The 17654-nt window shown below is 41.1% G+C and carries 16 protein-coding genes; 8 read left to right on the top strand and 8 right to left on the bottom strand.

Annotation, left to right across the window (positions count from 1 at the left end):
* Positions 1–215: 215 nt before the first annotated feature.
* Both ACIQXN_RS06580 and ACIQXN_RS06575 read left to right on the top strand, forming a co-directional pair.
* Positions 216–2114: an N-acetylmuramoyl-L-alanine amidase family protein gene (locus ACIQXN_RS06580; RefSeq protein ID WP_402963559.1), complete on the top strand. Its 1899-nt coding sequence runs from the start codon at positions 216–218 to the stop codon at positions 2112–2114.
* Positions 2115–2149: 35 nt separating this feature from the next.
* Positions 2150–2668 carry an HXXEE domain-containing protein gene (locus tag ACIQXN_RS06575; protein WP_402963556.1) on the top strand — a complete coding sequence of 173 codons (519 nt, stop codon included), beginning with the start codon at positions 2150–2152 and terminating at the stop codon, positions 2666–2668.
* A 37-nt stretch (positions 2669–2705) separates the two neighbouring features.
* Here ACIQXN_RS06575 and cobT read toward each other — a convergent pair whose 3' ends face one another.
* Both cobT and lepB read right to left on the bottom strand, forming a co-directional pair.
* The gene (gene cobT / locus ACIQXN_RS06570; RefSeq protein WP_402963553.1) at positions 2706–3755 is read right to left on the bottom strand and encodes a nicotinate-nucleotide--dimethylbenzimidazole phosphoribosyltransferase; all 1050 of its coding nucleotides are present in this window, start codon (positions 3753–3755) and stop codon (positions 2706–2708) included.
* A 101-nt stretch (positions 3756–3856) separates the two neighbouring features.
* Positions 3857–4372: a signal peptidase I gene (lepB, locus tag ACIQXN_RS06565; protein WP_402963550.1), complete on the bottom strand. Its 516-nt coding sequence runs from the start codon at positions 4370–4372 to the stop codon at positions 3857–3859.
* A gap of 145 nt (positions 4373–4517) precedes the next feature.
* Between lepB and ACIQXN_RS06560 the strand changes: the two genes are divergently transcribed.
* Positions 4518–5474, top strand: a complete 957-nt coding sequence (locus ACIQXN_RS06560; protein WP_402964645.1) for a bile acid:sodium symporter family protein — start codon at positions 4518–4520, stop codon at positions 5472–5474.
* Between the two features lie 113 nt (positions 5475–5587).
* Positions 5588–6133: an NADPH-dependent FMN reductase gene (locus tag ACIQXN_RS06555; protein ID WP_402963547.1), complete on the top strand. Its 546-nt coding sequence runs from the start codon at positions 5588–5590 to the stop codon at positions 6131–6133.
* A gap of 179 nt (positions 6134–6312) precedes the next feature.
* Here ACIQXN_RS06555 and ACIQXN_RS06550 read toward each other — a convergent pair whose 3' ends face one another.
* A complete protein-coding gene (locus ACIQXN_RS06550) occupies positions 6313–8025 on the bottom strand; it encodes a methyl-accepting chemotaxis protein (RefSeq protein ID WP_402963544.1) in 1713 nt (570 codons plus the stop codon).
* Positions 8026–8377: 352 nt separating this feature from the next.
* On the opposite strand from ACIQXN_RS06550, the gene ACIQXN_RS06545 reads away from it, so the two are divergent.
* From ACIQXN_RS06545 to ACIQXN_RS06535, 3 genes are read left to right on the top strand one after another with little or no spacing between them, the layout of a single operon-like run.
* Positions 8378–8845, top strand: a complete 468-nt coding sequence (locus tag ACIQXN_RS06545) for a MarR family winged helix-turn-helix transcriptional regulator (RefSeq protein ID WP_402963541.1) — start codon at positions 8378–8380, stop codon at positions 8843–8845.
* Positions 8846–8887: 42 nt separating this feature from the next.
* Positions 8888–10390, top strand: a complete 1503-nt coding sequence (locus tag ACIQXN_RS06540; RefSeq protein WP_402963538.1) for a YhgE/Pip domain-containing protein — start codon at positions 8888–8890, stop codon at positions 10388–10390.
* Positions 10391–10436: 46 nt separating this feature from the next.
* Positions 10437–10958: an NAD(P)H-dependent oxidoreductase gene (locus tag ACIQXN_RS06535; protein WP_402963535.1), complete on the top strand. Its 522-nt coding sequence runs from the start codon at positions 10437–10439 to the stop codon at positions 10956–10958.
* Between the two features lie 92 nt (positions 10959–11050).
* Here the strand turns inward: ACIQXN_RS06535 and yhbH are convergent, their stop codons facing one another.
* Entirely contained in the window at positions 11051–12220 is a 1170-nt protein-coding gene (gene yhbH, locus ACIQXN_RS06530) for a sporulation protein YhbH (protein WP_402963532.1), read from the bottom strand.
* Between the two features lie 498 nt (positions 12221–12718).
* Complete coding sequence (locus tag ACIQXN_RS06525; protein WP_402963529.1) at positions 12719–12901, bottom strand: hypothetical protein; 183 nt, start codon at positions 12899–12901, stop codon at positions 12719–12721.
* Between the two features lie 118 nt (positions 12902–13019).
* On the opposite strand from ACIQXN_RS06525, the gene ACIQXN_RS06520 reads away from it, so the two are divergent.
* A complete protein-coding gene (locus tag ACIQXN_RS06520) occupies positions 13020–13229 on the top strand; it encodes a heavy-metal-associated domain-containing protein (protein WP_402963526.1) in 210 nt (69 codons plus the stop codon).
* Between the two features lie 51 nt (positions 13230–13280).
* Here ACIQXN_RS06520 and ACIQXN_RS06515 read toward each other — a convergent pair whose 3' ends face one another.
* The 3 genes from ACIQXN_RS06515 to ACIQXN_RS06505 all read right to left on the bottom strand — a co-directional run bounded on the left by ACIQXN_RS06515 (position 13281) and on the right by ACIQXN_RS06505 (position 17196).
* Positions 13281–13607 (bottom strand): SCP2 sterol-binding domain-containing protein, encoded by a 327-nt coding sequence (locus tag ACIQXN_RS06515; RefSeq protein ID WP_402963523.1) that lies wholly within the window; start codon positions 13605–13607, stop codon positions 13281–13283.
* A gap of 234 nt (positions 13608–13841) precedes the next feature.
* Positions 13842–15737, bottom strand: a complete 1896-nt coding sequence (locus ACIQXN_RS06510; protein WP_402963520.1) for a PrkA family serine protein kinase — start codon at positions 15735–15737, stop codon at positions 13842–13844.
* 535 nt (positions 15738–16272) lie between these two features.
* Positions 16273–17196 carry an iron-hydroxamate ABC transporter substrate-binding protein gene (locus ACIQXN_RS06505; protein WP_402963517.1) on the bottom strand — a complete coding sequence of 308 codons (924 nt, stop codon included), beginning with the start codon at positions 17194–17196 and terminating at the stop codon, positions 16273–16275.
* Between the last annotated feature and the right edge of the window lie 458 nt (positions 17197–17654).

Genomic DNA, 17654 nt, shown 5'->3' with positions numbered 1-17654 from the left:
AATTTAACATTTTTTTGAACACATCCTCAGAAATATGTTATATTATGTCGTGACGTGCTTTAAATGGAAAAAATATCGGCTGAAATAAATGGAGGTGCTTTTCGTAAACAATCTAAATCTTTGTTGCCATTTTTATAATAACGATCAATCCATAACTGACTGTTATTATTAGTCATTTTCTTTGTGCGTCCTTATAACTAAGGAGGTCACCTATTTTGTTTAAAAAAATTCTACTACTTACATTGGCCGTTTTCTTTATAACGACCACTTCACTTAGCCCTTCGCTTAAGGTCCATGCTGCAGAATCCAACGACACGGGAATCATTCATAATATAAAAAGTGCCAATGTCTATAAAGGGCCAGGTAAGGCTTACGGAACAACCGGCGGAAAAGTACTAAAAGGGGAATTGATTACAATCATCAAAACCTCTGGAAACTGGACTTATTTCCAAAGCAACGATGATTATGGCTGGATTGCTTCAAAGTATGTACAGTCTTCTCTTGGTGAAGCTGTACTGACAAACGGATTATCTTCCTATAATCTATATACAGGCCCAGGTAAGAGTTATGGAAAAGATGGTTCTGTAAAAGCTGGAGCAACCACAATCCTGTTCGAAAAGTCTGGATCTTGGCGTCATATTTACGTAAATGGCCAAGAAGCATGGGTAGCTGAGAAATACATTCAGCCTACATATGGCATAGGAAAAGTCAAAGCTAGTAATGTCAATCTGTACAATGGGGCCGGAAAGAAATACGGTACCTCTGGAAAATTGAACAACGGTCGTACTGTCGCTTATGCAGAAGTGAAAAATAGTTGGCGTCATGTGTTTGTCAATGGAAAGAGCTATTGGATTTGGAACGCTCACTTGACTAACACCGACTATGATACCGTCTCACACCAAAGCGTCATTGCCAAAAATTATGCCAACCTATATAATGGACCAGCCAAAAGTTCTGGTACTAAAACAAAAGTGAACAACGGCACACCGCTTGTTTCGTTAGCGACGATGGGAAGTTGGACATATATCCAGACCTCATCAAATGAAGGCTGGGTTTGGTCAGACTCTCTAGTAGACTCGACTTCCACCGCAAAAATCACTGGTACGAGCTCCGCCAAAATCTATAAATCTCCTAATAAGAGCGGTGGTACACTAGGCTCGGCCTTTGCAAAAAATAAAATGGTTGCCATTTCAGAAATGAAAAACGGATGGCGCTCCGTGAGAAGCAGCAATACTACGGGTTGGATCGAAGATAAGTATATAAATGAAACGATGAAGATTTCATCCAAAGCTGAGGGTGTATCTCAATCCATATATAACGTAAACGTATATTTATCTGCCACAAAATCATTGGGATCGATTGGTATCATTCCAAAAGGATCTACCGTGAGCTATTTAGAGGAGAAAAATGGTTGGAGATACATCCAGGCTGGTGATCTTCAAGGCTGGGTTTGGGATAATTCCCTCTCGACCGTTTCCCCATTAAGTGGACTGAACATCATTATTGATCCCGGTCATGGTGGAACGGACCCTGGTGCAGTCGGAAATGGTCTGCAAGAGGCCACGCTCACCCTGGATATCAGCAAGAGAGCCCAAGATTTATTTGATAAGACACCCATTAATACAAGCATGACCAGAACCTCAAAAACTAGCAGTGTTACAGCGAGTGGAAGCAAAATTTCCACCAGTCAATCCCTGCAAAAGCGTATGGACTTCGCAGCAGCGAACAAGAAATCAGATGATGATATCTTTGTCAGCGTCCATATTAATGCCGGCGGCGGCACTGGCGGCGAAACGTACTATTATAGTTCGTACAGCAGAGCTGCGGTTAATCCATACAATGCCGATAGCAAACTTCTAGCCCAAAAAATCCAAGCTAGATTAATAGATTATATGGACTTTAAAAATAGAGGGACAAAAGAAGCTAACTTCTATGTTCTTAAATACAATTCCATGCCAGCAACGCTTGTGGAAGCAGGATTCATCGATAATGCAAGCGATGCAGCGAAACTGAAACAAACCTATTACAAACAACAGGCTGCAAAAGCCATCTATCAAGGAACACTTGATTATTACAGAGCAAAAGGATTCGACGTCGACGCTTATAATCTATAAGTGATCAAACAAACTGACCCGGATAATGGACATTCATGCGTTCATTATCTGGGTTTCTTCTTATCCATTTCCCTAACCCAACAGGAGGTGCTCCTATTAACAAGACGTTATGGCTAATCCCTTTATTATTTCTCCTCCATAATGCGGAAGAATCATTAGGTATGACCGCATATTTAAAAAGCCAATTCCACATAGCCTTTATCAGTCAGACTCAATTCATCCTGGCCGCTTCTATCTTGACTGTTCTAGTTTTCCTCATCATTTGTCTTTATCAGATTCAGGTCTTATCATCCATTCATTGGGTCATCTTCACACAGGGTGCTATTTTCTTCAATGCGGTACAGCATCTTGCTTTATTCTTTTACTTTGGCTCGTATAATCCAGGAGCTATTACAGCCTTTTTCATCTGTCTCTTTTCTATGATTCTGCTTGCATACGTATTAAAAAATAAGGTAGTCCGAGTATGGAGTTTGTGTATAACGCTTACCGGAAGCCTTCTTTCCTACCCCCTGATTATCCGGCTTACGCTTATCTTAGCGGGTCTTTTCACATAAAAAAGAGGCCTTCATCGAGAAGACCCCTCTCTTTTCCTTATTTATTCGATACACCTGCGGATTCAAACGTTGCCATTTCCTTTACGACCAGGGTCGCTGCCTGAAGAATGGGAAAAGCAACCGCGGCACCTGTGCCTTCTCCTATTCGCATGCCCAACTGAAGGATCGGCTCTTTACCAAGCCATTCTATTGCCGTTCGATGCCCAGGTTCTGCAGATTGATGCCCAACGAACATATAATCCGCGGCACGAGCCGAAATCAAGGTGGCAATCACACCAGCCGTGGTCGTAATGAACCCATCAAGCAAAATCGGTATTCGTTTGCTGGCTGCCGCAAGCATGGCCCCTGCCATACCGGCAATTTCGAGTCCGCCGATCTTCATCAAAATATCGATTGGATCTTTTGGGTTAGGATTCCTTAAGGAAAGGGCCTCTTCAATGATCCTTTGTTTATGTATGATCCCTTCGCTTTTCAGGCCGGTTCCCTGACCTACCAGCGACTCCACGCTTTTTCCACTAACCACCGATATGATGGCCGAACTGGTTGTCGTATTTCCAATTCCCATTTCACCAAGGATCAGACATTTAGCCCCCTTGTCGATCATGACCTCCGCCCGTTCATACCCGACTTCAAGAGCTTGGTTCACTTCTTCCCGTGTCATCGCGTCTTCTTTATAAAAGTTTCGAGTTCCACGGCGCACTTTCCTTGCAGTCAATTCCGCCGCTTCAATTTCTGCGTCAATCCCGATATCAACAATGTCAAAGTAAGCGGAAATCGCTCGGCTGAATACATTGATCGCCGCTCCGTCATTCAGGAAATTGAGGGCCATTTGTTCCGTCACTTCTTTTGGATAAGCGGAAACCCCTTCATCCGTAATGCCATGATCTGCCGCAAAAACGATCACTCCCGGTCTCGAAACTTCCGGAAATGCCTCACCTGTCATCTTCGCAAGGTCGATGGCCAATTCCTCTAGCCTCCCCAAACTCCCCTGCGGAACAGTCAGTGAATCCACGTATTTTTTTACTTGTCTTCCCATCTCTTCATCCAGCTCTGGGATGGATAGAGTGGCCAACCCATTCTTCCTCATCAAAAAAACCTCCACGTATAAAATAAAAGACCTTAACCAATGGAAAAGGTCCTTACCTATCATCTTCTAAAAGTCCGACTTAGTCTATACCATATGAATATTTATTGAGGGGATCCCAGTTCGTTCAAAGGAAAGAAACGAAATTCCACTTTTCCGACAAGTGAATCCTCCGAGATGACACCGAACCTTCTGCTATCCCAGCTATGCCTGCGATTATCTCCCATTACGAATAACGATCCCTCAGGTACTTTCACGTCGAAATTCTCAGTCAGGTTTTCATCAGGGGGAATCTGCTCTTTATTTGATTTCACGTATGGTTCTTTATACGGTTTCCCATTGATATATAGCATGTCATCCTTCATTTTCACACGATCGCCCTCAAGTCCGATGACTCTTTTGATATACTCTTTTTCTGCATCCGGAGCATGAAAAACCACCATATCAGAATGCTCGATGTTTCCGACTTTCGTAACGACAATACGGTCACTATTTTCAAAAGTCGGCTCCATGGACTCCCCTTTTACAGTGACGGGAACAAACAAGAACTGACGACAGATGAAAACGACGATTAACGCAATGAGTATGGATTTCATCCAAGATACTATTTCTTTTTTCATATAATCTCCCTTCACGCTCTATTTATATATATTTTACTAAATTGTATTTATCTTGTATACGACAACGTAGGGTTTTCGTTTCGATATACATGGTTTGGAATATGGTACACTAAAAATGAAGAAATAAACGGTAGGAAGTGGATGGATATTGCTGCAATCGATCAATACATATTTAAATAGGGCGATGCCATTTATCACCCCCATAAGCGTTGTTATCGGTGTCTTGCTTTCCGAACGGCTAACCGATTACACATTCCTGGTTCCATGGATTTTTGCCTTCATTACCTTTACAGGGAGCCTTGGCTCCAATTTCAAGTCATTAAAGCGGGCAGTCTATCACCCGTTACCCGTTTTCGTTGTGTTAATCATCCTACATATCCTTATGCCGATTTGGGCCTGGGCCCTCGGTCACTTAGTTTTTCACGGGGATGCCTTCACGATTACTGGGCTGGTCCTAAGTGTTGTCATTCCAACCGGTGTCACCAGTATCATCTGGATAACCATTTATAAAGGCAATGCAGCGCTAGCTTTAACGATTATCCTGATTGATACCCTACTTTCGCCCTTCATTGTTCCATACAGTGTCTCACTATTCGGTGGGGGCACAATCGAAATGGACACATGGCCCATGGTGAAAGGCTTGATTGGCATGGTCGTTCTTCCATCCGTGCTTGCGATGTTGTTGAATCAGGTCACAAAAGGGAAAATAAAAGAAGGGCTCGCCCCCCGACTAGCTCCATTTTCCAAATTAAGCGTCGGGATCGTCGTAATTTTGAACAGTTCAAAAATCGCACCCTACCTCACCCATTTCAATAAGAAATTATTGATCATGGCTCTCTTGGTGCTGTTCATCGCCGCTTCAGGCTATGCTTTTTCCTGGTGGGTTGGAAAACTATTGAATTGGGAGAAGGAAGACGTCATCACCTTGACCTTTACCGGGGGGATGCGCAATATCAGCGCCGGGGCCGTCCTTGCCACCACCTATTTCCCTGCGGCCGTTGCCGTGCCGGTGATACTCGGTATGCTATTTCAACAAATGCTAGCCTCCCTTTTCGGCTATTCCCTGGATAGGCATTACCATCAACGTATAAACGAAGGGTGAACATGATCCCTTTATCCAACATCCGATGCGTCTCTTTTCCATTTCAATAAAATACCAAGTATACTATAAAGGTAAAATTGCTCGTGCAAAAAAAACAATAGGAGGTTTTTTTGATGAAAATTGTTGCCATTGTGGGTAGTATACGCAAGGAATCTTATAATCTAAAACTAGCTACATATATTCAAATGAAATATCATGAAAAGTTCGATCTTGAAATCTTGAACATTAGGAATCTACCATTTTTCGACCAGGATATCGAAAACGATCCTCCTGTCGTTGTTAAAGAATTTAAAGACAAAGTGGCCAATGCCGATGCCGTCTTGTGGGTAACCCCTGAATACAACGGAACGGTACCAGGTGTGTTAGTCAACGCGATCGATTGGTTATCTCGTGTAGATAAAGTCTTGATTGGTAAGCCATCGTGGATTGTCGGTGCTTCCATGGGGAATTTAGGGACAGTAAAAGCTCAACTTCATTTACGGGATATCTTGTTTGCTGCAGGCGTCTCCTCTCCACTTCTTCCTGGAAATGAAGTATATGTAGGGGCCGTTCATGAAAAAATCGATCAACAAGGAAATCTTACCCATGAACCGACTGTACAGTTCTTAGATATGGTCGTCGAAAACTTCATCGCTTGGTATCAACAGTATAATCGTTAATTTCATTTAAAAACCCCAGTAGTCTCCACGCTACTGGGATTTTTCACGCCTATGTAACACCATTGCTTCATTTTCTACAAATCATATCCCTGTTTGTATCTCATCTTGCCGGAAATACAAAGCAGTAAGAAAAATGCCATCCCATCTAAAGAGAGAAGGGATGGCTAATCTGGTTCTGTTTATAACTTGAATGCCCCTAACAACTCCTGTAATTCACTAGCCATTCTTGAAAGGTTGTTTGATGCAGACGCTATTTCTTCCATGGAAGCCAATTGCTCTTGAGTGGAAGCTGCAACATTTTGGCTATGTGCCGTTGAATCTCTTGCGACTGTCGTAATGCTCGTTAAATTTGTCAGTACCTCTTGGGCGCTCGCTGACATTTGCTCGGCAGTTGCGGCCATTTCTTCGATTCGATCACTCGATTCCCCAATTGAATCCAAAATGACTTTGAAACTTTCCTCTGTTTTCGAAACGATACCAAGTCCCTCTTTCACGTCCAATTTGACTTGATTGATGGATTGATTGGATTTCATCATGTCATCTTGAATCTCTTGAATAAGTTCAGCTATTTGAGTCGAGGATTGCTGGGATTGCTCAGCAAGCTTACGGACCTCATCAGCGACTACCGCAAACCCTTTCCCATGTTCTCCTGCCCTTGCTGCCTCAATGGCCGCATTCAATGCTAATAAGTTCGTCTGATTCGCAATTTCCGTAATGGCTTTCGTTATTTCTCCTATTTCTTGCGATCTTTTATCCAGTGAAAGTATTGCTTCCCCGCTTTTATCAACCGAATGGGAAATGGTTTGAATTTGTTGGGCGGTCTTATCTACGAACTCGCCTCCCAATTTCGCTTGCTCAGCTACATGTGCTCCAGCCTTTGCAATGGCACTGGAACTTTCGGCCATCTGTTGAATGGAAACCGACACTTCCCCTAATTCCGCCGAACTTTCCTCAAGGCTCGCTGCAGAATGGACCGATCCATCCGCTATCATTTGGATGGCACCGGAAATGTCAGCTGTTGCCTTACTTGATTGTTCAGCACTTGCAGTCATCTCTTCTGATGAGGCAGCCACCTGATCTGATGTATGGAAAGCACCTTTCATCATGTTTCTAAGGTTGCTTACCATTTCATTCATCGATTTGGCAAGAGCTCCGACCTCATCCTTGGTGTCGATATCTGATGTTTGTGTTAAATCTCCTTTTGATATATCCCCGACCAAATTCACCACCCTTTGCAGCGGTCTCGAGATTACCAGAGAAATGATATATCCTAAAGCAATACTGATCAACACGGACAAAATGATAAAGATATATGTATTGTTCTTCGTATGGTTAAATGATTCATTTGCACGTTTATAAGCATCCTGAGCCATTTCATCGGTCGTATCATTCAGCTGTTGAAGCTTAATTTCTAATTGATCGCCCTTCCCTTTGTTTTCTTTTAATGTTCTGAGGAAACCTTCTACGTCATTGGCTTTTCCTAAGGCAATATTCTTATCTGTCAGAACATAAAAATCCGCCAGGGCTATTTTGTATTCTTCAACAAGCCTTCTTTCTGTAGCTTTCATATTACTGCTTTCAAATTTCGTCGTTAGAGTATTGATCGTATCTATTTGTTCATTTATTCCCTGCTCAGCCGCTTCCTTTTCCGCAGGCGTTTGTGCGACAAATGTCAAATTACGGACACCGATGCGAATATTTTGATACGCCACCTCAATATCGTTCAAGTATTGTTGGGGTACAAGCTGATCATCATACATTGCCTCAAGATCTTCATTCGAATTTCTTAGATTCTTTACTCCATCCATTCCTACAACAGCCAGAAACAGGACCATTAACAAAAACGCTGAAATCAATTTTGTTTTTATCTTCAAATTCATATACTTCTTCATCGACGTACCTCCACATTATATGTTTTCTTTCTTTTGCAAAAGTTCATTCCTAGACCTTTCTTTATTTATAGCTCTGAATATATTCCCTTCTTCTTCCACTGCTTATATCGGCACTTCAAGAAATTAGTTAATGCAACTAGCACACTCACATAAAAAAACTCATCTACGATTAATCCTAAGTAAAACCTCTATCCATTATTTTTATCAAAAATTTGTGAACGATTACACAATAAACTTTGATGTTTCGAAATAAATCATGCGAAAAATTGTCGTAATTGAGGGATTAATCTCTTTACAGCTTAGAACATTTAAAGTAATATTGAATTTATCGCTTTTAAGGAGTTGTGTTTTTTTGGAGGAAAATACAGGGATTACAATCGACATGTTAGTAAGTGTTTATAATGATTTAGCTAAGAAAATGGCTAAAGATTGGTTTAAGGCATTCGCCAGCCATTTGAGGAAACATGATTTGACGCTCAATCAATTTTCCATTCTCAGTTATATTGAACGGAATAACGCATGCTTATCGATTCAATTGGCACAGCATTTAAACTTAAAAGCAGCATCGATCACTTATTTAGTCGATTCTCTCGAGAAAAAAGAATTGATTAGACGCGTAGAAAATCCTGAGGATAGAAGGAGTCAGCTCATCCAATTAACTGAGGATGGTTATAGCGTCGTTTCTTACTCTATAGATAACTCCCATGCTTCGAGATTCTTTGAAGAAATGGACCAAGATGATCGGGAAATGCTATATGTTATGGCGCGTATGATGAACAAGAAAATTTTCCGCAAAGTAGAGAACCAACATGACGATTGATACCCCCACTTGCTTCAATTTTTTTTAAGGAGAATGATACATATGAAGACATTATTAAAATTAAAAATAGTCTGGAGACCTATCTGGATCGTTGCGCTGCTCATGTTAGCCATGGTTAGCGTATATTTACCAGTATTTAAAGGAGCCGAACAAAAATTAACCGATTTCCCATTGATTATTGTCAATGAAGATAAAGATTTCTCCGAACAAATAGACGGAAAAAAGGTGTTTGCTACCCTTCCTCAAACTCAAGACGAACATTCGTTGAAATGGATGACGGAAACAAGCGAGCAAAAAGCAAGACAGGCTATTAAAGAGAATAAGGCAAATGGGGCCTTGATCATTCCGGCCAATTATACTAGCCAAATCACCAAGATTCACGATGCCTTGTTGTCCGGGAAAAAGGTACCGAAAGCAGTGGAGGTTAAAATCCTACTTAATGAAGGTGGCGGACAGCTTACCACGTCGATCGCTCCTTCGATTCTCAAGTCATTGGTCGCTTCAGCTTCAGCCGATATTAGCGGTGAGCTAAAGCAAGAACTGATTAAAGCAAATAAAAAAGTTTCTCCACAAGCCACCTATTTATTAGATCAGCCCATTACAACTACAACCTCAAATGTTCTTGGTCTTCCTGGAGACTTAAATAAAGGAATGACTCCATTCATGTTGGTCCTTATGGCATCGATTACTGGATTTATGGGAACGCAAATGATCAGTGGGTACATTACTAATATAAGTGAGAAAATGAGAGAGAGAGGCTTGGCCCTTCGTCACTCAACCGTTCAACTTACCGAAATGCTTCTAGGGGTAATTTTGATGGTCGTAACGTCATCCGCATTAATGGTTGTTGTATTCGGATTTTTCAGTAGCACCCATTCGATAAGTGTCTGGCCGATTTGGTTATTCATGATCTTAGGTACTCTCACCATGTATTTCCTCTTCAAAATGCTTGGTCTATTCTTTGGGAACTGGGGTATTCTGGTGATGTTCCCACTTAACATTTTGGGAATATTCGGAAGCGGTGGCGCAGTCCCATTAACAGGATTACCAGCATTCCACCGTTTTATCAGTACCGTCTTACCTACTCGTTACATAGAAGATGGAATGAAATCATTACTATATTTCAACGGAAATTTGGAAGCGGGTCTTGGCACAGCTCTTTGGGTCCTTTTTAGCTACTTAGTGGTGTTTATCGTTATCTGCCTCAGCTTTACTTATCGTGCACATAAAAAAGAAAAGGCCACACAAAATGAACCATCACCTTCAGTCACGCAATTTAGTGAAGCAGAAACTGAAGAACAACCGAACACAGTACTTCAAACAAGTACCCCTGTTTCGGGAGAATTAATGAAAAAGGCACCTTCCACTCAATCTGTTAAAGCAACCATGATAACTTTATCCAAAGATCACAATGGCACAGATGATGATTGGTATCGGAAAGCGCTTCTCAACTTTACAGTAAAGGAAACGAACGATACCCCTCAAAATGACATGGATGATGATGTCTTTCGTCAGGCCTTAATCATGATTAATAAACAAAATTAATGTCCCTTTTAAAAAGCGTGAAATTGGAAGTAATGGAGGTATGTATGTGAATATTTTAGTTGTATATGATAGTGAAGGCGGACATACAGAAGCCTTAGCAAAGGCTATTGCCCTCGGTGCAGAAAAAACGGAAGAAGCAACCGTGTTTATCCAGCATGTGAACGAAGCGGATGTCCGCGAGCTCCCAAATATGGATGCGATCATCTGGGGATGCCCCGGTCATTTTGGAACCATTAGTTCAGGTTTAAAAGCATGGATTGATAAACTGGGCTATCTATGGGCTAAAGGGCAATTGATCAATAAGGTGGGGGCTGTTTTCTGTACAACTGCAACCACACATGGCGGATTGGAAGCCACCTTATTAAACCTGATTACCCCCATGCTTCATCAAGGGATGATTATTGCCGGTTTACCCGGGAACATTCCAGAAAATGCGCTATATGGTTCCTATTATGGTGTTGGTATTTCCTGCCCAGTAGAAAGTGACGTACTTATCACCGAGCAAGATAAAGCACTTGGGATGGCACTCGGAGCGCGCGTCGTCGAAATAACGAAACGAATGGTTTAAATTTAATAGAATCAAAAAACGAGGCTGCCTAGTCATTTCCATGACTTCTGGGACAGCCTCGTTTTTTTATATGAGTGGAGCACCCTTAGTTTTCAAGCATATTTTGCTGGTTCCTCTTCTTTAAAAAAGCTCTTCATCGCATGGAATACATCAGCCTTTTGCTTAAGGATATAGTGCCTGAATTTTTCATTGTCAATATTCTTATAGGCAGTCATGAGGGTCGAATGGCGATTGTATTGATTGACTTCGCCGTAACCAAACATATTGGACACCTTCATCAATTCTTCCACCAGCTTGACGCACCTGACATTATCGGACGTGAGGTTGTCACCGTCGGAGAAATGGAACGGATAGATATTGAATTTAACAGGGTCATATTTATGATCGATAAGTTCTAATGCTTTACGGTAGACGGACGAACAAATCGTCCCACCGCTTTCCCCTTTTGAAAAGAAATCCTCTTCAGGCACAACTTTGGCTTCCGTATGATGGGCAATGAATTCTATCTCGACCGTTTCATATTTTGTCCGTAAAAAGCGATTCATCCAAAAGAAGAAGCTCCGGGCCATATACTTTTCCCACAAACCCATGCTTCCTGAAGTATCCATCATTGCCAATACGACCGCTTTCGAATCTGGCTTCTCGACCTCATTCCACGTCTTGAATTTAAAGTCTTCCTTATAAATGGGATGAAAGCCTGGATCGCCGCTTAAGGCATTCCGTTTAAAGGCAGATATCATCGTTTTCTTTTTGTCGATATTCCCCATCAAGCCGGTTTTCCGGATATCGTTGAATTCAATGTGCTCAAGCGTATGCTCTGCATGTTCCTTTTTCTGAAGATTCGGCAATTCCAATTGGCTAAACAACGCTTCCTCCAACTCCATCATCGACACTTCAGCTTCATAATAATCCTCGCCCGCCTTGTCCCCTGCACCCTGCCCTTTGCCGGAACCGGCATTCGATGGCGATCCATCTCTTGCGATTACGTCCCCGACTTTACTATCACCATCACCTTGACCGACATGTTTGTTTTTATCATAGTTATAACGAATCTTATATTCATCCAAGGAACGAATCGGGATCTTGATAACGTCCTTTCCATTGGACATCACGATGCTTTCTTCGGAAATCAAATCAGGCAAATTATTCTTGATGGCCTCCTGCACCTTTTCCTGATGACGCTGTTGATCGTCATAGCCTTTCCGATGGAGGGACCAATTTTCCTCTGAGATTACGTATTGTTTATTATTCTCTTCTGACATTCTCTTCCCCCCTTAAAAATGTTTGCACCCTTTTCATCATTCCTTCATATAATAAATTAGTGTGAGAAGTCCACATCATCACAGGATTAGCTAGTCAAAAATACGAATCGAAAAAAATCGGTTAAAATAAAAGTATTACTCTATCCTATGCAGCGTCGAAGGATAATTTACATAAAAATTCAATAATGGTTGTTTTGCCTATGAAATAAGACAAGCACTTACCCGATATAAGGGAGTTCAAGCTGGGTGAAATAGGATAGTGACAATATAAGGAGTCAGTTTTACAAGGGATATAGAGAGAAAAGGTGCCGGCTCATTTAGGTGAGGGAACCATTTGAGGTTATTAAGCTAACGGCGAACTGCAGAAGAGAATTTGGTATCTTTGCTGCATCCAGACAAGAGTCCACTTAAACTGTACCACGGCATAAATAAAAGGGTATCCTTTGAACTGACTTGGATACCCTCTTTTACATTATTCGAACGGTTTCAATGGAACACTCATTCACTCTTTTTTTCCTCGACTTCATGTTGGACGGTACCTGGACGTTTGTCCCATTCCTTCAGTTCTTCATTCGTTCTCTGCCGTTCCATTTGCTTGCCGAGTTCTTTCATCTCGTCTAAATCCTTGGCCATCGAACTGTTTTCTGGAACGTGCTCCCGTTTCAATTCTTCTTTACTCATTTGAAATCACCTCTTCCTTATTGATACCCAAAATTTCCAAGTTCCAAACCGTACATATGTCTTGCGAATTAAGGGTATAGATAAGCTATATGGAACACTGTCAGGAGGTGCATCAAACATGTCAACCACTACACTTTATGTGAGAGAAGCAACAACAGAAGGCCCTATTTTAAACCTCGAGTCTATCCTATTGAATACGGACGGCGTCGAACGTGCCATCATCGACGTGGATGACGGCGAGATTAAGATCGAATATAGTGAAGACAAATTATCACCAGGTCAACTCGTCACGCTAATCGAACAATATGGATTGAATGTCACTGAATAGAAAATGCAAAAAAACACCGAACTCTCCCATGAAGGGCAGAGTTCGGTATTTTCATTGATAACGTTTTACAATCTCCTGTAGTTTCAAGGCCAGGCCGATGTTTCCATCTACTTTTAAGCCACCTGTCATAAAGGCGAGTGTTGTATTTAAATCATCTCTTAATAACTTGGAGAAATTTTTCTCTGATAATTTCAATGTCACTTCCGGTTCGTTTGACGCCCCTTCGACCACTTCGACCTGTCCATTGTTAATTAGCAGTTGAACTTCTCCTATATCTTCAATGTTAAATTGATAAACCCGATTTTTTTCATGTTGAATATGCTCCGGATTATTGTTGATTTTACCAACCAAATCATTTAATTCAAGCATTACACTCATTTGAAACCCCTCCATCAATTCCTTGAAATGATTACACCTACCAGAACCCGCATTTATAGGATTCTCGTTTTCTAATCGCCATCTGATTATATGAAGCTCGAAGTATGTTCATAGGCATGAATGTCGGAGAATAACTGCTTCAGCTAAAATATATCAAGAAGGATAATCATTTACAATATTTTCTTTTTATATAGTAAATACCCCCACCATTTTATGGCAGGGGTCTTCGTTTTTTTAGCGATTTAGCAAGCTTCCTACGTAGCGCAGCAAGTCATTGGCCGAGGTCGAATTATACCCATGTTCATCAATCAGTCTCTTGATGACTTCATTCACTTTCTTCAGCTGTCTTTCGTCCGGCGTCTTGGTTGAAGTCGTAATTTTGACCACATCCTTCAGATCAGCGAACAGCTTCTTCTGAATGGCTTCACGCAAGCGGTCATGCGAATTGTAATCAAATCGTTTTCCTTTTCGTGCATAAGCAGAGATTCGGATCAGGATTTCCTCACGGAATGCTTTTTTCGCATTCTCGGAAATGCCGATTTGTTCTTCAATGGAACGCATTAATTTCTCGTCTGGATTAATTTCTTCCCCAGTCAATGGATCGCGCAGTCGAGATTTATTGCAGTACGCTTCGACATTATCAAGATAATTATCCATAAGGATTTTCGCTGACTCTTCATAGGAATATACAAATGCCTTTTGCACTTCATTCTTGGCAATCGAGTCATATTCTTTACGCGCAAGCGAGATGAAATTCAAATACCGTTCCCTAAGCTCGTTCGTAATAGACGGATGTTGGTCAAGGCCTGCCTTAAGCGACATCAATACGTCAAGTGCATTTATAGAAGGATTTTCCTTTCGAATGATTGTGGAGGAAATCCTGTTGATGACATAACGCGGATCGATTCCGCTCATGCCTTCATCCTGATATTCCTTCTTCAACTCGTTGATGTCCGCGGAGTTGAAGCCTTCGACATTTTCCCCGTCATACAATCTCATTTTCTTCAATAAATCGATGTCGCCTTTTTTGGGATCCTTCAAACGCGTCATGATACTGAAAATGGCCGCCACCCGTAGTGTATGCGGAGCAATATGGACATCGGACACATCACTTTCATGAATCATCTTTTCATAAATCTTTTCTTCCTCGCTCACCTTTAAATTATACGGAATCGGCATGACGATGATCCGGGAATGCAGGGCTTCATTCTTTTTGTTGGAAATGAATGCTTTGTATTCCGTTTCATTCGTATGGGCCACGATCAGTTCATCGGCACTGATCAATGCAAACCTTCCCGCTTTGAAATTCCCTTCCTGGGTCAGCGAGAGCAAATGCCATAAAAACTTCTCATCACATTTCAGCATCTCCTGGAACTCCATCATTCCGCGGTTTGCTTTATTGAGTTCACCATCAAAGCGATAAGCCCGCGGATCTGACTCTGAACCGAATTCGGCAATCGTCGAGAAATCGATACTGCCGGTCAAGTCGGCAATATCCTGTGATTTAGGGTCGGATGGACTAAATGTTCCAATCCCCACACGTTTATCTTCAGAAAGGAAGATACGTTCCACCATCACATCTTCAATCCGGCTTCCATACTCCTGTTCTAGCCTCATCACATTCAGCGGTGACAAGTTTCCTTCAACTCGAATGCCATATTCCTCAAAGAAATCCTGCCGCAAATTTTGGGGAATGAGATGCAGTGGATCTTCATGCATCGGACATCCTTTTATCGCATAAATCGCCCCTGAGTCATTTAACGAATAACTTTCAAGCCCCCTCTTCAAGAGTGAAACCAATGTAGACTTCCCGCCTGATACCGGTCCCATCAAAAGCAAGATCCTCTTTCGGACATCTAACCGCTTAGCGGCCGGATGAAAATACTCCTCGATCAGCCTTTCCAATGAATCCTCAAGTCCAAACAGCTGACCACTGAAAAAGTTGTACTTCTTCGTTCCATCCACTTCCTCTATCCCAGCATCTCTGATCATGTTGTATACACGTGAATGAGCAGATTGTGCAACTAATGGCTTTTCTTTCAGTATCTCTAAGTATTCTGCGAAGGTGCCTTCCCACTTCAGCTTCTGTTCATCTTCTCTAAATTTTTCGATTTTCTTTAAAATATCCATCTAGGAACCTCCCCCTATCACTTTCAGAGAATACTTAAATCTATGCGCCGAGTTTGACAAACATGTCAGACTTTCCTAAGAGGTCGTTCTTAGTCCGGCTTTTCTATTTACAGATTTGTTGTAAAGTCTTGAATATTTGAGGACAAATCGCCTGACAAGAAAAATTACGTGCACACCCACCAAAAATTGGGGTATACTAAGCCTATACTTAAGTGGGACAATATGGATAAAGGGAGGTTACATCATGGGCACAGTTATTATCATTGCAGTTGCCATCGCATTTTTAGCCGCCATCTTCACTGGTGGTTATGCCGACAAACCCGGTGTGAAAAATAAATAATAAAACATTAAAAAAGGAACGGCTTTAAGCCGATCCTTTTTTTATATGATTTTTCATCTTCTTTCGAAGGGGGGGCACTTCCCCATCCGTTTAAATAATAAAGGGTAGAACGTTGAGTTTTTTTGTCATCTGTTCCATATCTTTTCTTTTATTGAGCAAAGGAATGCCTGCTTCTTAAGCGTGCTCCCATGACCATTACTTACCTAGAAAACTGTCAACGAAGAAGTCCAATTGGAAATCTAATGTTACTGGATCGTTAAAGTAGAACTCTTTTGCGTTTGCTTCAAAGACCCGTTTGTTTTTAACGGCTGGTATGTTTTTATACGTATCTGTCCCTTGGAAGGAAGTATCCGCTTCAGAGTCTTTGCTGAAGATTATATAATCCCCTGCATATTCAGAAAGCACTTCTGTCGATAATGAATAGTACCCTTCCTTTAATGCCATCTCTTTTACCTTTTCCGGCATCTTCAGCTTCATTTCTTGATAAAGGATTTCCGTACCACGGCCTAAGTTATTTGCCAAGACATATAGTTGCTTTTCATAGTTTTCGATTACTGTAACTGTAGCATCTTCCCCGATTTTTGCTTTAATCTTTTCGCCAGCTGCATGCGAACGTTTCTTAAAATCATCAACCCAAGCTTGTGCTTCTTTTTCTTTGTTTAACAGTTTACCAATTTCTACGTGCTGAGTTAAATAATCTACTTTTCCATAAGTATAAGCGATGGTTGGTGCAATTTCCTTCATCTTATCTACATTCTTCATCGTGGATGGGCCTATGATTAAATCCGGATCCAACTCGATGATTTTTTCTAAAGTTTCGTCCGATACTTCTTCAACACCACTTAATTCCTTCTCGAAACGTGGATTCATTTTAGACCATGAATCAACACCAACAAGGTTTACATCCAAAGCCATTACATTACCAACATATGTAGAAAGCACAATCACACGTTTTGGGTCTGCCGGAACTTCAACAGGTCCTTCTTCAGATTGGTAGGTGATGGTTCCTGATTTATCTTCTTTTGGTTCAGAACCCTTACCTTTTTCTTTTGTCTCGTTACCACAAGCACTAATAATTAACACAAACAGCAGTATAAATGGAATGAATATTTTCTTCATTTGCCTTTTCTCCTTTTAATAGATTATAGGTATCCTTGGGCTTATGTGTTCAAGAATCACATCCGATTTGGGCTTCGATCTCGAATCCATTTTCTCATTCTTGCTTTCTTTCTAGTCTCCACTTCTTTTAAAGAGACTCCCCTTGATTGATGCGGTATAATCCGATGATTGCTTTAAGTCATTTAGATTTTCCACTCCATTTGTACCGATAATGATAAAATTTCATCAAGAATCTCTTACACTGAGATTCTTGACGATAAATCGTTCACCATAACCAAATTTCAAATGATATGTATATAGGGATACCATGATTAACCTCCATTTACTTAAATTAAGCAATTCAGTTCAATTGATTGAAAATGATTATCATTATCTATTACTTTCATAATATAATTCCATTGGTTAAGATTGTCAATAACTTTTTCCATTTATTATGGGACGTAAAGAGGTATACAAAA

Source organism: Peribacillus sp. NPDC097295 (assembly GCF_044761665.1).
Classification (GTDB): Bacteria; Bacillota; Bacilli; order Bacillales; family DSM-1321; genus Peribacillus.
This window is presented reverse-complemented; position numbering and strand designations above follow the sequence as displayed.

Coding starts and splice junctions, on each gene's coding strand:
- ACIQXN_RS06540 (WP_402963538.1), top strand. CDS start 8,888: ATGAAGACATTATTAAAATTAAAAATAGTCTGGAGACCTATCTGGATC.
- ACIQXN_RS06525 (WP_402963529.1), bottom strand. CDS start 12,901: ATGAGTAAAGAAGAATTGAAACGGGAGCACGTTCCAGAAAACAGTTCG.
- cobT (WP_402963553.1), bottom strand. CDS start 3,755: ATGAGGAAGAATGGGTTGGCCACTCTATCCATCCCAGAGCTGGATGAA.
- ACIQXN_RS06520 (WP_402963526.1), top strand. CDS start 13,020: ATGTCAACCACTACACTTTATGTGAGAGAAGCAACAACAGAAGGCCCT.
- ACIQXN_RS06550 (WP_402963544.1), bottom strand. CDS start 8,025: ATGAAGAAGTATATGAATTTGAAGATAAAAACAAAATTGATTTCAGCG.
- ACIQXN_RS06575 (WP_402963556.1), top strand. CDS start 2,150: ATGCGTTCATTATCTGGGTTTCTTCTTATCCATTTCCCTAACCCAACA.
- ACIQXN_RS06555 (WP_402963547.1), top strand. CDS start 5,588: ATGAAAATTGTTGCCATTGTGGGTAGTATACGCAAGGAATCTTATAAT.
- ACIQXN_RS06510 (WP_402963520.1), bottom strand. CDS start 15,737: ATGGATATTTTAAAGAAAATCGAAAAATTTAGAGAAGATGAACAGAAG.
- ACIQXN_RS06505 (WP_402963517.1), bottom strand. CDS start 17,196: ATGAAGAAAATATTCATTCCATTTATACTGCTGTTTGTGTTAATTATT.
- ACIQXN_RS06515 (WP_402963523.1), bottom strand. CDS start 13,607: ATGAGTGTAATGCTTGAATTAAATGATTTGGTTGGTAAAATCAACAAT.
- lepB (WP_402963550.1), bottom strand. CDS start 4,372: ATGAAAAAAGAAATAGTATCTTGGATGAAATCCATACTCATTGCGTTA.
- yhbH (WP_402963532.1), bottom strand. CDS start 12,220: ATGTCAGAAGAGAATAATAAACAATACGTAATCTCAGAGGAAAATTGG.